Raw genomic sequence first — 12,417 nt, 5'->3', positions numbered from 1 at the left:
CGTCAGGTTACCTTATCGATTCCTTGACGAGACCTCCAAGAAGGCCACCATGAAAAGAACTGCAATTGTAGTAGCCATGTCGTTGCTTTCAGGCTTTGCCTATGCCGGCGATGGCCACTCCTGGAGCTATTCAGGCGACACCGGTCCTGAGAATTGGGCACAGCTGACCCCGGAGTATGGCGCCTGTGCGGGAAGTAACCAGTCGCCCATCGACCTGACAGGGTTCATTGATGCCGAACTCGAGCCAATCGAGTTACATTACGAAAATGGTGGTGCTGAAATCCTCAATAACGGCCATACCGTCCAGATAAACGTGCATCCAGGCGACACCATTACCGTTGACGGTATCGAGTTCGAGCTGAAGCAGTTCCATTTCCATGTGCCGAGTGAGAACCTCATCCATGGCGAGTCGTTTCCCATGGAAGGCCACCTCGTACATGCCGACAAGGATGGAGACTTGGCTGTTGTAGCGGTCATGGTAACGGAAGGCGAAGCCAACGAAGCCCTTGCAACAGCGTGGGCGCAAATGCCGAAAGAGGGCGAAACGCTGGCGCTGGCGTCAGATATCTCCCCGCTGGACATCCTGCCTACCGACCTTGATTACTATCGCTTCAACGGCTCGCTGACGACGCCCCCCTGCACCGAGGGCGTGCGCTGGCTGGTGCTGAAGCAGCCGATTACCGCCTCCAAGGCGCAGATCGACCAGTTCCTGGCGGCAATCGACCATCACCACAACAATCGTCCGGTGCAACCGGTCAACGCGCGCCCTGTGTTGCAGTAATCGGTGAGTCACCCTGAGCCCTGTCACCGCAGGGCTCAGGCCGTTCGGCTTGATCTTCTCGCGCAAAAAACTTCCGTGCCACACGGTCAGAACTGCAGCCCCAGCGCAAAGCCGCCGAGCATGTAGCAGAAGGCGGTGATCAGCACGATCCCGATCAGGTTGAGTACCACCCCACCACGCGCCATCTGGGCGATGGTGACCGCTCCGGTGCCGAAGACGATGGCGTTGGGTGGCGTGCCGACCGGTAGCATGAAGGCGCAGGTCGCAGCGAAGGCCGCCGGGATGAGTAGCGTCATCGAATCGGCGCCGATGCCCACCGCCACGCCCCCAAGCACGGGAATGAAGGTCGCAGCCGTCGCGGTGTTGCTGGTCACCTCGGTCAGGAACAGGATGATCGTGGCGACGGCGGCGACCAACAGGATGATCGGAAGCATGCCGAGCCCCGTGACCTGCTGGCCGAACCAATTGTCGAGGCCGGTCCCCGCGACCGCGCCGGCGAGGCTCAGGCCGCCGCCGAACAGTAGCAGCACGCCCCAGGGCAGCCCATCCTCGGCGTCCTGCCAATTCAGCACCATCTCGCTGCGCCCTCGCGCGGGCAGAATGAACAGCGCAATGCCGGCGGCAACAGCGATGGCAGTGTCATCGAGATTGCCCAGCGGCCCCAGCCACTGGCCCACCCCCGGGATGTTGCCGAGTACGCCGGGTACGACCCACAGGAACGCTGCCGAACCGAAGACGGCCAATACCATTTTCTCGCCCTGGCTGAGCGTACCGAGCTTGTGGATCTCGCCGTCGATCATCTCCTTGCCGCCGGGGATCTCCGCGACCTTGAACGGGTACAGCACTCGGGTCATCAGTACCCAGCCCACCAGGATGAAGGTGAAGGCCAGCGGCACGCCGAGCATCATCCATTCGAGAAAGCCGATGTTGCGGCCCAGTTCGTCGGCAGCATAGCCGGCAACGATGGCGTTCGGCGGGCTGCCGAGCAGGGTGCCGAGGCCGCCCATGCTCGCCGACCAGGCAATCGCCAGCAGCAGGCAGAGACCGAAGCGCTTGATGTTCTCGTCGAAAATGAAGTCGACGTGGCCGGCGCGGTGATGATCGTGGCCGGGGGTGGCCGTCTCGGCAGATTCGCCGCTGCGTTCCGCGACCAGGGCCAGCACGGAGAGCCCGATGGGCAGCATCATCAGCGTCGTCGCGGTGTTGGAGACCCACATCGACAGAAACCCGGTCGCCAGCATCATGCCGAGCACGATCCGGTGCGGTGAGACTCCAACCCGGGCCAGCGTCAAAAGGGCGATGCGGCGATGAAGGTTCCACTTCTCCATGGCGATGGCGATCAGGAAGCCACCAAGGAACAGGAAGACGATGGGGCTGGCGTAGGGCGCCGTGGCCTGGGCGACGGTTCGTTCCGTCAGCATCGGGATCAGCACGATCGGCAGCAGGGCGGTGGTCGAGAGCGGGATCGCTTCCGTCATCCACCACACCGCCATCAGGGTACCTATCGTCGCGACCCAGCGCGCATCCGATGACAGTTCCCCGGCATAGCCCATGGCGATCCAGACGAGCAGCGCCATGAGCAATCCGAAGGCGCGCAATCCCCATGTCAGCCTGGCTGAACGTCCACCAGGTCTCTGCTCACCGGGTGTATCATCGTTCCCATCGGTTGGTCGACGCTGATCAGCCATGCTAAGTCTCCTTTACTTTACTAATACAGCTCCCTCTATGGAGCGTAGCCCAAGTGTACTGGATGCGGCATCAAGGCAATGGCTTGCCCATTGTGTTCGCCACGGGTCGCCCCAAGATGGGAAAGACCGCATCGCACCCAAGGAGACTCCCCATGAGCGGCACCCTTTATCGCCTTGCTGCCTTTACCGACCACCCCAGCGGCGGCAACCCCGCCGGGGTGTGGCTGGGCGAGGCATTGCCCAAGTCGGCGGAAATGCAGCGTATCGCTGCCGAGGTGGGCTATTCCGAAACCGCCTTCATCGCACCGGCCACGGGTGAGCGGCGCACGGTGCGCTACTACAGCCCCGAGGCGGAGGTGAGCTTCTGCGGCCATGCCACGGTGGCCAGCGGCGTGCTGCTGGGGCAGCTGAGCGGAGCGGGGACCTACATGCTGGATACGGCGGTGGGCGAGGTGATGGTCACGGTCAACCAGGTGGAAGGGGAGTGGCAGGCATCGCTGGTGTCGGTAACGCCGGAGTTTCGCCCCGCCGAACCGGAGCTGGTCGAGGAGGTGCGTGAGCTGCTCGGCTGGCAGGCAAGGGAACTCGATCTCGAGATTGCGCCCGCACTGGCCTATGCCGGGGCCTGGCATTTGGTACTGGCCTGCAAGGAGAAGGCGCGCCTTGATCGGCTCGAATACGACTTCGAAGGGCTCAAGGCGCTGATGCTGCGCGAGGGCCTGACCACGCTGCAACTGGTGTGGCGTGAGAACGAAGAGTGCTTTCACGCCCGCGACCCGTTCCCGGTAGGCGGCGTGGTGGAAGACCCCGCCACCGGCGCGGCGGCCGCGGCGCTGGGCGGCTATCTGCGCGATGCCGGCCTGCTCCAGGCACCCGCTCAGCTGACGATCCGTCAGGGCGAAGCGATGGGGCGGCCCAGCCGCCTGCAGGTCGACATTCCGCTGTCAGGCGGCATCGTGGTGACCGGACAGGCGGTGAGCCTGGAGGGCTGAGTCGAGCCTGACCGTCGGCGGTCAGCTCAAGGCCTGAGCACCCAGTAGTCGTTCTGGATGTCGTGCGGCAGCTGATGGACCTCGATGCTGCCGAAGCCGGCCTTGCCGAAGTATTCCCGCGCCTTCTCGCGGCCCCACATCGTTCCCAACCCCTCGCCGCCCTGGGCAAGGGATACGCTCATGCAATGCATGATCGATACGGTATAGAGCAGCGTACCCATCGGGTGCTCGCGGTCGCCGTGGTGATAGCTCGAGGCGTGGATGTCCTGGGCCAGGTAGACGCCGTCTTCACGCAGGGTGCGGCGGATGCCCTTGAGCAGATTCAGCGGCTGGGCCTGGTCGTGAATGGCATCGAAGGTGGTGACCAGGTCGTAGCGCTGGGCCGGTGCCGTGCGGTCGAAGTCGCTCAGGTCACGCTGCTCGAAGCGCAGATTACCCAATCCCAGGCGCGCGGCACGCTGCGTCGCCCAGCCGATGGCCTCCTTGGAGAGGTCGTAGCCGGTAAAGCGGCTGGCAGGGAAGCGCTCGGCAAGCTTCATCAATGCCAGGCCGCGACCGCAGCCCAGATCGAGCACGTCGATGCCCTGAACCAGCCGTTGCGGGAGTTCCGGCGCCAGGGGCAGGATGGCATCGAACAGCACGGGCAGCACGGTCTGGCCGCTATCCTCGGCCATGACCTCGTGGAAACGGGCGTAGCGTGTGTACGGTACGCCACCGCCGTGGCGGAAGCATTCCAGCACATCGTCTTCCACCTGACCCATCAGCGGCAGGTATTGGGAGAAGACGGCAAGATTGGCCTCGCCGCCGTCGGTCAACAGCGCGGCGTGCTCGGGCGGCAGCCGGTAGGTCATGGTTCGCGGATCATGCTCGACCAGTGCAGCGACCGTCGCGCCGCCCAGCCACTCGCGTACGTAGCGCTCGTTGAGTCCTGTCTTGGCGGCAAGCTCACCGCTGGTTACCGGCTCGCCATCGGCTAGATGACCGAGCAGGCCGCTGCGGTGGGCCAGCGAGATCAGTTGCAACATGGCACCTTCATTGAGCGCATGCACGAAGCGGTTCTCGAAGTCGGCCACGCGGGCAGTGTCGAAGGTGGAGGGAGCGGCGGTGTGGGCTTGGGCTGTCATGGGGTGTCTCCTGAGTTGTTATGGGTGCGTCGTTGGGCGCTTCGGAGACTGCATTGTGGCGCTCCCGGCTGGGTTACACTGAAGTCCCTACGGACAAAAACCAGCGGTTTCCGCCATGTCGATGCACAAACCCACCATCGCATTGTTGGCGATTCCCGAAGTGGCGGCATCCACCCTGTATGGGGTTTACGACGTCTTCGCCGCGGCGGGGCGTGACTGGCCTGCGCTGATCGAAGGAAAGGCCGGCGATCCGCTATTCGTGCCCAAGGTGGTCGCTCGTAGCGGCACGCGTGAATTGACCATCGCCAATGGCGTGCGCATCGTTCCCGATGCCGGCTTGGATTGGGTGCCCGATGTGGTGTGCATTCCCGAGATCATGCTGCCGCCCGATGCGGTGCTCGAGGGCCGCTATAGCGAGGAAATTGCATGGATCAAGCGCTGCCATGCCGCCGGCGCCATCCTGGCGACCGCCTGCTCGGGCGCCCTGTTGCTGGCTGAGTCGGGGCTGCTACGGGGCGAAGATGCCACGACGCATTGGGCCTACTGCGATGTGCTGGGCCGTTATCCGGACGTTAGGGTGTATCCGCATCGTGCGCTGGTGATCGGCGGCATCGGGAGTCGCCTGGTCATGGCGGGGGGCGGTACCTCCTGGAACGACCTAGCGTTGTATCTCGTCGCACGGCTGGCGAGTGTCGACGAGGCGATGCATCTCGCCAAGCTGTTCCTGATCGACTGGCATGCGGCAGGCCAGCTTCCGTTCGCCATGCTTGCGCGTACCCGCCAGGCCGAGGATGCGGTCATCGCCCGCTGCCAGACGTGGATCGCCGAGCATTACGACGAGCCGTCGCCCGTGGCCACCTTGATCGAGGTCTCGGGGCTAAGCGAGCGCAGCTTCCACCGCCGATTCAGGAAAGCCACCGGCCTGACGCCCATGGAGTACGTGCATACCCTACGCCTGGAAGAGGCCAAGCAGATGCTGGAGACCGGGAACACGCCCGTGGATGCCATTGCCGAGGCAGTGGGCTATGAAGACGGCGCCTTCTTCGGCCGGCTGTTCCGGCGCAAGGTTGGCCTGACGCCGGCCCAGTACCGGCGTCGCTTTGGGGGGCTGCGAAGCGCCCTGCGGGTTGAGGGTCCGCCCGGCCAGCTACGAAGCGCTCATGCGGGCTGATAGCTTCCCACCTCGGCGGCGAAGCTGATCGACAGGCGATTCCAGGCGTTGATGGTGCAGATCGCCAGGGTGAGGTCGGTCAGCCCCTTCTCCGAGAAGTGCTCGCGGGTGGCCTCGTACAAGGCGTCGTCGATGCCGTTCCCGGCAATCAGGGTGTTGGCCTCGGCCCAGGCCAGGGCGGCGCGTTCGCGCTTGGTGTAGAAGGGCGTTTCGCGCCAGGCGCTCAGGGCGTACAGCCGCTGCTCGGTTTCACCGGCCTTGCGTGCGTCCTTGGTGTGCATGTCGATGCAGTAGGCACAGCCGTTGATCTGCGAAACGCGGGTGTAGACCAGCGCCAGCAGGCCGCCGCTCAGCTCGCCCTCTTGTGCTGCCTTGTGAACGTGGTTCTGCAGGTCGAGCATGGCCTTGAGGCCGGCGGGGCTGGCGGAATAGTAGTTCATGCGCATGGGTGGGGCTCCGTAAGGGTTGGAAGCCCCACCCTAGCGCGGCGGTTATCGCCTCGATTGTAGATTTTCGACCTCAGTGCAGCTTCATGCGGGGGCGGATGAAGCGGTTGAGTCCGTCCGAGAGCAGGATGAGCGCGGTCTTGGCGGTGCCGTGAATGGCGCGCTGGTGCATGCGATAGAGCGAGGCGTAGAAGAACTTGGCCAGGCGCCCCTCGATGAACAGGCTGCGCGCCGAGGCGCCGCGCATCAGGCTGCCGATCGCCTCGAAGTGAGCCAGCGAGATGAGCGAGCCGCGGTCGCGGTAGCGGAACGGCTTGAGCGTACCGTTGTCGATCCGGGCGAGCAGGTTCTTGTAGAGCCGCTGGGCCTGCTGATGGGCGGCCTGCGCTCGTGGCGGTACCACGCTGCCGTCCGGCTGCGGGCAGCTGGCGCAGTCGCCGAGCACGAAGATGTTGGGGTCGTCGACACTCTGCAGTGTCGGCTCCACCTTGATGCGCTGGTTGCGGTCCAGGGTCAGGCCCAGGTCGCGCAGCACCTCGGGGGCCTTGATGCCGGCTGCCCAGACGTTGAGGTCCGTGTCGATGCGCTCCTCGTCGGCGGTGACGATGGCACCCTCCTCGACGCACACCACCCGGGTGCCGGTATGGACCCGTACGCCGAGGCGTTCCAGCTCGCTGCGCACGGCACTGCGAATGCGCTCGGGTAGGGCTGGCAGCACGTCTGGTGCCGCTTCGATCAGGTGAACTTCCAGGTGGCGGCTGTCCATCTCGGTGAAGCCGTAGCTGTGCAGCATGCGTGAGGCGTCGTAGAGCTCCGCCGCCAGCTCCACCCCGGTGGCGCCGGCACCGACGATGCCCACCGTGAGGTGCGGATGCTCTCGCCGCTCGGGGTCGCTATAGCGCAGGAAGGTGTTGAGCATGTCGCGCCTGAAGGCCTCGGCCTGGGCCGGGCTGTCGAGAAAATGGCAGTGCTCGGCGACGCCGGGCGTGCCGAAGTCGTTGCTCACGCTGCCCAATGCCAGTACCAGCAGGTCGTAATCCAGGGAGCGCGCCGGCAGCACTTCCTCGCCATAGTCGTCGAGTACCGGCGCCAGGCGCAGTTGGCGGGCGTCGCGGTCGAGGCCTTGGAGCGTACCGCGCTGGAAGCGGTAGCCGTTTAGCTGGGCATGGCTCTGGTAGGAGATTTCGTCGATGCTGGAGTCGAGCGCCCCGGTGGCGACCTCGTGCAGCAGCGGTTTCCAGATGTGGGTCGAATTGCGGTCTATCAGGGTGATCTCGGCCTTGCCGCGTCGCCCCAGGCGCCGGCCGAGGCGGGTGACCAGCTCCAGCCCGCCGGCACCACCGCCGACCACCACGATTCGTGTTCCGTCCATGTATGGCTCCGTTAAGATGAGGAATGTTCAATTGAGAAAAGGGTGTCCCTACTGTAGCGCTGGAATCTGAGCATCGTTGTACTTTTTCAGGACCGGGTTCGCTGCGCTTGGCCTGTCCGGATGGTTTTTCCTGATCGCTGAAAGGCTTCGAATATGAGTGAAGCTCCCCGGCCACGCCTGGCTGGCAAAACCGGTATTGGGAATCTTCGGTCTGCACCGCAGGCGTCGAGCGGCCTTGTGCTTCAGCAAGTCGCGCCCAGTGTGAAGCTGCGCCCCTACGTGCAGTGCTACTGGCAGGCGAGGGGGCAGAGTGCTGGCGAACCGGCGGGGGTGGAGCTGTTGCATCCGGATGGCGGCATGGGGCTGCTGTTCAACTTCGGCGGCGCGCTGGAACGCGACGGCGAGCGACTGTGGGGCACCTGCTGGGCCGATGGCCCCAAACGCCGCACGGCACGACTGGCGGTAGACGGCACGCTCGATCTGCTCGGGGTGCACTTTCAGCCGGGTATGGCGTATCCGTTCATTGGCGAGGCGCTATCGAGCCTGGCGGGTGAGGCGCTGACGCCTGCCGATTCCCTGCGCCGGCTCGAACTCGAAGCGCTGCACGAGCAACTGCATGAGACGCCCGATTTGCCGGGTCGCATCGCGCTGCTGGAGGGCTACCTGCTTGAGCGTCTACGGCGGCACGAAGCACCGGAGGTGCCGGCCCTGGTGGCTTCGCTTGGCTGGCTTCAGCGTCGTCATGGCCAGGGCCGCATCGCTGAGCTGGTGACCGAACTGCCGTTTGGCCAGCGTCGCCTGGAGCAGCTGTTTCAGCACCACGTGGGGCTCTCGCCCAAGCGTTACGCCCGGCTGCTGCGCGTCGCTCACAGCCGTGAGCTGATCAAGCAGGGCGGTGCCGCCGCCTCGCTGACCGATACCGCCCTCGCTGCGGGCTACTTCGACCAGTCGCACTTCATCCACGACTTCAAGGCCGTCACCGGCTTCACCCCGGGCGGCTATCTCGACCATGTGCGGCGGCGGTATGGGTAGGGTCTGGTCAAACTGACGTTCTGGCGGGCATGTGCAGGGCTACGCCGACCATCACCAAGACAATGCCGAATATATCCTGGTATGTCGGGATCTGGGCGAGCATGATCGCCGCAATCACGGTGGCTGTAGCGGGCAGGATGGCGAGGTAAAGCGCGAAGGTGGCTCGCGGCAAACGAGACATGGCGAGCTGGTCGGAGACGTAGGGAATGACGGAGGAGCATATGCCGACGGCGATGCCCGCCAGCACCAGCTCGACTGCGCCGAAGGCTCTGGCAGCCTCGGCAATGCCAATGGGAACAAGGATGACGAAAGCGATCGCCATGGCAGCACCGAGCCGCTCGACGCCACCACTGGCGCCTTCCCGGGCCGCCTTGTGCCCCAATATCAAGTAACCCACGAACAGAGCCCCGTTCAGGCTGGCCCAGAACAGCCCCAATGGGTCGGTAGACCATTTGACATCGATCAGAAGCAAGACACCGAGCACCGCCAGGCCGAGTGCCAGCAGGTTGCGGCATGTGCGCAGGCCATAGAGAGCAACGGCGATGGTGCCGACGAACTCCATGGCCGCCACCAGGCTCATCGGCAGGCGATCGAGAGCGAGGTAGAACGAGGTATTCATTACTGCGAGGCATGCACCGAGCCCCAACAGCAGCAGCCGTGTCCTGGCATCGGCTTGTCGAATCGTTCGCCATGGCCGGGTGAGAGGTGCGAAGAAGACGGCCGCTGTGGCGATGCGGAACCAGGCCACGCCGAGCACGCCGACGGCAGGAAAGAGCAGAACGGCGAAGGACGGACCGAGATAGTGAAAAACGGCACTCACGCCGAACCAGGCGTGAGGCGGGACGGCCTCGGCGACCCGGTTGAGGGTGGTATTCGGCAACGGCATATCGTCTCCTTTTTTCTTATTATGTAAAAGTGGAGATCAATAATGGCATGCATGAAATAAGAGAAAGGTGATCTAATTCCTGTGAATAAAAGGGAGGTTTAATGAAGCGCCTTCGATATGAAAACGGAGTGCCGGACGCGACGGATCGGCGATTGTTGCAGGCGCTCGTCGCCGATGCGCGCATCAGCATTGCGGAGCTGGCGCGTCTCGTCGGACTCTCGCCGCCCAGCGTGTCGGAGCGGATCAAGCGCCTGGAGGAGGCGGGGGTAATCGAGGGCTATACCGTCAAGGTCAATGCTCGGGCGCTTGGCTTGCCGCTCACCGCGTGGCTGCGCATCCGACCGATACCGGGCCAGCTACAACGGGTCGCCGAACTCCTGAAGGGGCTTCCGGAAATAACCGAGTGCGACCGTATCACGGGCGATGACTGCTTCATCGCCCGAGCGCATCTGGCATCGGTCGAGCACCTGGAGCGATTGATCGACGAAATCATTCCCTATGCGATGACCAACACCGCAATCGTCCAGTCCTCCCCGGTCGAGCATCGCTTACCGCCGTGGAGCGGCTCCGAGGCGGGCGGCACTCTCTAAGTTGCCGATTCGTATTCGTCGTGGCGCTTCACCCAGTCCATCAGGTTGTGATGGGGGCCCGTCTCGTTGCGGCCCTTGGGCGTCATGTCGAGCAGCATGTAGGTGCTGTCGACGAGTTCGTCGCCGCGCCCGTAGGTCGAGTAGGTATGGAAGATTTCGCCATCGGTGTTTCGGTAGAACACGCTGAGGCCGGACAGATCCTCGATCGAGATGTTGGCCGTGGCGTAGTTGTAGGTGACCGTTCCCTGGGCGATCGCTTCGGGGGTAAACGAAACCTGGTAGTCGTAGTTGAAGTCGCTGCCGTGCGAGGAGACCCACTGCACCTGCCAGCCCATGCGCCGCCGGTAAGCCTCGATCTCGTCGAGCGGGGCGCGGGAGACCCGAACCAGGCTCACGTCATGATGCTCGAGGTGCACCCGCGTGCCTTCGATGTGGTCGGCCGTGAAGGAGCAGCCGATACATCCCGCTCCCCAGCCGGGGCCGAACATGAAGTGATGGACGATGAGCTGGCTGCGCCCGTCGAACAGCTCGGCGAGCGTCTTGCGGCCTTCGGGCGTATCGAAGACATATTCCTTATCGACCTTCACCCACGGCATGGCACGGCGCTTGGTGTTCAGATCGTCGCGCAGGCGGGTGAGCTCCTTTTCCCTTGCCAGAAGCTCCTTGCGGGCGGTTAGCCATTTTTCACGGGATACGACGGGGTGGGACATTTTATCGTGCGCTGACATGAGGAGTTCTCCTGTTGCAGTCGTTGCACGGGGTAGTCGTCCTGGAGGGGGCGGATTCGACAGGAGGGCAAGTGCTGCGCACGGGCTATTGACATATTTGCCTAAAGCAACTAATTATTTGCTTTAGGCAAGTTTAAGGGCTTTTTCCATGAGAACAGATCAGCTTCTTGAAGAGCGCGCCGGGGTCGTACGAAGCTTCAATCGCTTCTACACGCGGCAGATCGGGGTACTCCATGAGCACCTCCTGGAAAGTCAGTTTTCGCTGACGGAAGTTCGCATCCTGTATGAACTGGCGAACCGGTCATCGCTTACCAGCACCGACCTTTGCCGGGAGTTGGGCCTCAACGCTGGCTATGTGAGCCGAGTGCTGAAGGGCTTCGAAAAGAAGGGGCTCATTACCAAGACCCGCTCGTCCTCCGACAGGCGGGCGGCGCAACTGCAACTGACGAATCAGGGCCGAGCGACTTTCAAGCCGCTGGACGAAGCCTCGCAGAGCGAAGTCATTACCATGTTGAAGCGGCTGTCGGAGCCTGGACAGCGCCAACTGATCGAGGCGATGAACCAGATCCGGCGGCTGCTCGGCGAAGTCGGCACGAGCTATGTGCTGCGTGATCCGCAGCCGGGCGACATGGGGTGGATCGTTCATCGGCAGGCGGTGCTGTACGCGCAGGAGTACGGCTGGAACGCAGAGTATGAAGCGTTGATCGCGGAGATCGTCGCCAAGTACCTGCGCGATTTCGATCCACGCTGGGAGCGGTGCTGGATCGCCGAGAAGGATGGCAGCGTCGTTGGGTCGGTGTTCGTCGTCCGGGAAGACGACACGACTGCAAAGCTGCGGCTGCTTTACGTCGATCCCTGCGCCCGAGGCCTTGGGGTAGGCAGCCGCCTCGTGGAGGAGTGCCTCAGGTTCGCCCGCCAGGTCGGCTACCGCAAGATGGTCCTGTGGACCAATAGCGTACTGACCGATGCGCGCAGGCTTTACGAAAGAGCGGGATTCGAACTGGTGGAGGAGGAGCCCCATCACAGCTTCGGCAAGGACCTGGTAGGCCAGGTTTGGAGTCGTGAGCTGTAAGCTCTTTTCAGGCCATCTGACACAAAGCAGGCTGACGAGTCGACGCGGAGGATAGCGTACTTCGCTTGACGCCTCGATCATCGAGGTATAGGTTTCCCTCATGACCAAAGTGAAATCCGAAGCGGCCACCGGTCGCCGGATCCCCGACTACAGCGACCCTTCCTACTGGCGCGGCACGATCAAGATGTCGCTGTCGAAGTTCTTCGTGCTCAGCGTGCTGCACCGCAAGCCGATGCACGGCTACGAGGTGGTGCAGGCGGTGGAGAAAAGCACCAACGGCTGTTGCAGCCCTTCGGAGGGCACGGTCTATCCGGTGCTCAACGAGTTCGAGGCGGGGGGGTATCTCTGCTCGACGAACGAGGTGGTGCAGGGGCGCTCGCGCAAGGTGTATGCGCTGACGGAGAAGGGGCGGGATGCCTTTCAGGTGGCGGTGGATGCCTGGCTGGAGGCCACGGACTGCATCGTCGAGAGCCGTCGCATGGCCGCTGGGGCAGTGAAACGGGAGGAGCGGGAAGAATGAGCGCGGAGCGTTTTT

At 63.6% G+C, this 12,417-nt stretch carries 13 protein-coding genes; 7 read left to right on the top strand and 6 right to left on the bottom strand.

What is annotated here, in order from left to right; translation table 11 throughout:
- Positions 1–49 precede the first annotated feature (49 nt).
- Positions 50–781 (top strand): carbonic anhydrase, encoded by a 732-nt coding sequence (locus ACUY1T_RS06145; RefSeq protein WP_446021027.1) that lies wholly within the window; start codon positions 50–52, stop codon positions 779–781.
- Between the two features lie 86 nt (positions 782–867).
- On the opposite strand, the gene ACUY1T_RS06140 is transcribed toward ACUY1T_RS06145, so the two are convergent.
- Positions 868–2,358, bottom strand: coding sequence for an SLC13 family permease (locus ACUY1T_RS06140; RefSeq protein ID WP_446021025.1), 1,491 nt, complete (start codon positions 2,356–2,358; stop codon positions 868–870).
- A 263-nt stretch (positions 2,359–2,621) separates the two neighbouring features.
- Here ACUY1T_RS06140 and ACUY1T_RS06135 point away from each other — a divergent pair, with 263 nt between their 5' ends.
- Positions 2,622–3,461 carry a PhzF family phenazine biosynthesis protein gene (locus ACUY1T_RS06135; protein WP_446021023.1) on the top strand — a complete coding sequence of 280 codons (840 nt, stop codon included), beginning with the start codon at positions 2,622–2,624 and terminating at the stop codon, positions 3,459–3,461.
- A gap of 26 nt (positions 3,462–3,487) precedes the next feature.
- Here ACUY1T_RS06135 and ACUY1T_RS06130 read toward each other — a convergent pair whose 3' ends face one another.
- Entirely contained in the window at positions 3,488–4,585 is a 1,098-nt protein-coding gene (locus ACUY1T_RS06130) for a class I SAM-dependent methyltransferase (RefSeq protein ID WP_446021021.1), read from the bottom strand.
- Positions 4,586–4,700: 115 nt separating this feature from the next.
- Between ACUY1T_RS06130 and ACUY1T_RS06125 the strand changes: the two genes are divergently transcribed.
- Positions 4,701–5,756 (top strand): GlxA family transcriptional regulator, encoded by a 1,056-nt coding sequence (locus ACUY1T_RS06125; RefSeq protein WP_446021020.1) that lies wholly within the window; start codon positions 4,701–4,703, stop codon positions 5,754–5,756.
- Here ACUY1T_RS06125 and ACUY1T_RS06120 read toward each other — a convergent pair.
- Both ACUY1T_RS06120 and ACUY1T_RS06115 read right to left on the bottom strand, forming a co-directional pair.
- Positions 5,744–6,196, bottom strand: coding sequence for a carboxymuconolactone decarboxylase family protein (locus ACUY1T_RS06120; RefSeq protein WP_446021018.1), 453 nt, complete (start codon positions 6,194–6,196; stop codon positions 5,744–5,746). The two genes, ACUY1T_RS06125 and ACUY1T_RS06120, sit on opposite strands and share 13 nt — an antisense overlap.
- 79 nt (positions 6,197–6,275) lie before the next feature.
- Complete coding sequence (locus ACUY1T_RS06115; RefSeq protein ID WP_446021016.1) at positions 6,276–7,574, bottom strand: NAD(P)/FAD-dependent oxidoreductase; 1,299 nt, start codon at positions 7,572–7,574, stop codon at positions 6,276–6,278.
- Positions 7,575–7,811: 237 nt separating this feature from the next.
- Between ACUY1T_RS06115 and ACUY1T_RS06110 the strand changes: the two genes are divergently transcribed.
- Positions 7,812–8,606 carry an AraC family transcriptional regulator gene (locus ACUY1T_RS06110; protein WP_446021014.1) on the top strand — a complete coding sequence of 265 codons (795 nt, stop codon included), beginning with the start codon at positions 7,812–7,814 and terminating at the stop codon, positions 8,604–8,606.
- A gap of 7 nt (positions 8,607–8,613) precedes the next feature.
- Here ACUY1T_RS06110 and ACUY1T_RS06105 read toward each other — a convergent pair whose 3' ends face one another.
- Positions 8,614–9,492 (bottom strand): EamA family transporter, encoded by an 879-nt coding sequence (locus ACUY1T_RS06105; RefSeq protein ID WP_446021012.1) that lies wholly within the window; start codon positions 9,490–9,492, stop codon positions 8,614–8,616.
- Between the two features lie 101 nt (positions 9,493–9,593).
- Here ACUY1T_RS06105 and ACUY1T_RS06100 point away from each other — a divergent pair, with 101 nt between their 5' ends.
- Positions 9,594–10,082 carry an Lrp/AsnC family transcriptional regulator gene (locus ACUY1T_RS06100; RefSeq protein ID WP_446021010.1) on the top strand — a complete coding sequence of 163 codons (489 nt, stop codon included), beginning with the start codon at positions 9,594–9,596 and terminating at the stop codon, positions 10,080–10,082.
- Here ACUY1T_RS06100 and ACUY1T_RS06095 read toward each other — a convergent pair.
- Entirely contained in the window at positions 10,079–10,810 is a 732-nt protein-coding gene (locus ACUY1T_RS06095) for a DUF899 domain-containing protein (RefSeq protein WP_446021008.1), read from the bottom strand. The two genes, ACUY1T_RS06100 and ACUY1T_RS06095, sit on opposite strands and share 4 nt — an antisense overlap.
- Before the next feature lie 148 nt (positions 10,811–10,958).
- On the opposite strand from ACUY1T_RS06095, the gene ACUY1T_RS06090 reads away from it, so the two are divergent.
- Together ACUY1T_RS06090 and ACUY1T_RS06085 are read left to right on the top strand one after the other, a co-directional pair.
- Positions 10,959–11,882: a bifunctional helix-turn-helix transcriptional regulator/GNAT family N-acetyltransferase gene (locus ACUY1T_RS06090; RefSeq protein WP_446021006.1), complete on the top strand. Its 924-nt coding sequence runs from the start codon at positions 10,959–10,961 to the stop codon at positions 11,880–11,882.
- Between the two features lie 100 nt (positions 11,883–11,982).
- Positions 11,983–12,402, top strand: coding sequence for a PadR family transcriptional regulator (locus ACUY1T_RS06085; protein WP_446021004.1), 420 nt, complete (start codon positions 11,983–11,985; stop codon positions 12,400–12,402).
- Positions 12,403–12,417 lie beyond the last annotated feature (15 nt).

The sequence above is a fragment of the Billgrantia sp. Q4P2 genome, assembly GCF_052806135.1.
Note: the sequence above shows the minus strand (reverse complement) of the source record. Positions and strands in the feature narration are given on the sequence as shown.